The organism is Mesotoga sp. B105.6.4 (assembly GCF_002896535.1).
Classification (GTDB): domain Bacteria; phylum Thermotogota; class Thermotogae; order Petrotogales; family Kosmotogaceae; genus Mesotoga.
This window is the reverse complement of record NZ_JWIM01000021.1, coordinates 1-1,333: the sequence shown is the minus strand read 5'-3', so window position 1 is coordinate 1,333 and position 1,333 is coordinate 1. Positions and strand designations below refer to the sequence as shown.

Below are 1,333 nucleotides of genomic sequence, written 5' to 3'. Positions count from 1 at the left end.
ATTATTTATGAATTGTAGTTTGACAATATCCTTAGATCAGAACAAAGGTGAGTACAGTCGTGTTTTGTTGCTGATGAACCAATGAGAATGTCAGATTAACATGATCAACCAGAGAATTGTGCTATTCGGTCTCGAAAAACGTGGGTCGTTACTGTGGTCTATTTTGTCACGATTTTTAATTAAGTTTAGGCCAACGGGAAGTACATCGCTGAGTTTCAAGGACTGATTCCTGAGACTGTTGCACCGAATGTACCTGGGGTCTTCGCCTATACTATTCAGAAAGAGAATATTGTGCATTAGAAAACTCCTTCAGTTAGAGTACCTGTGACGGGTATCTTATGGCCAGGCTATCTCGGCTTCATTAGTCAGAAGAAGTATAAATGACTCATTTGGAATTCATTGTAGCCAAAATACATGTCTTAATTACCATGCTCATAAGTTTTCCCTGCAATTCAATTCTTCACCTTGCCTGAATATTTCCCCTCACAGGCTCTTATTTCTTCTTATAAGAGTTGTTCGGGAATACACCACCCCATTCATAACCGCTTCTTGTGACATCCGTGACCACAGTCGAATAAGTCCCACGGCGCATTGACAACGGTAAATTTAGCAACACCCGCCGTGTCTGTCGTGATTGTTCAAGTAGAGTATGGTGAGCTGCCTCCGTTAAGGTAGACTGCTATCGAAACACTTGCTCCGACCACAGCTGGATCAAGCTGCACAGAAACGTAAATATGTTTGAGATTCTTGCTTAACGAATAATCGACACTAGACACTGTGATCGAAGTACCGGGTTCCGGATCTGGATCAGGATCGGGTTCAGGAGTGACTCCCGACGCACTTTTAACTGCTAGATCGACTCTGACAAGCCCGTATCCCTCATGTTTCTGTTTTAGTCCCAGATTTTCTGCCGTATGTTGAAGTATGGATCTAATCTCTACGTTAGTCAGTGTCGGGTTTGCGGCAAGAACAAGCGCTGCCGCTCCAGCAACATGAGGCGAAGCCATAGAAGTCCCGCTGTAATAGGCATGGCCGCCTCCGGGAATAGTGCTCAATATGCTTACACCGGGGGCGGTCAGTTCTACGTCCCTTTTTCGAGAAAGACCGTGATCCTGACCAGGAACATTGTCGAGGATGACCTGAAGGTTGAAATAGCATGACGGAAAAGGAAAGTATTGTACCTCAGTGAGTCTGCCCTTGCTTCTGTTTGGGATCGTGTTCATGCCCTCCGTTCTGTCATCCCGCAGTGTTCCTGTGCGGGATCTCGCCCGTAAGAACCGCTATGCGCTGTGAGATGCAGTTCTCCATTAACCTTTCACGGCCAACGGCGGAT

1 protein-coding gene is annotated in these 1,333 nt (G+C 45.8%); it reads right to left on the bottom strand.

Annotated features, from left to right (window positions below; translation table 11 throughout):
* Window positions 1-638: 638 nt before the first annotated feature.
* A complete protein-coding gene (locus RJ60_RS06025; protein ID WP_103134249.1) occupies window positions 639-1,223 on the bottom strand; it encodes a S8 family serine peptidase in 585 nt (194 codons plus the stop codon).
* Between the last annotated feature and the right edge of the window lie 110 nt (window positions 1,224-1,333).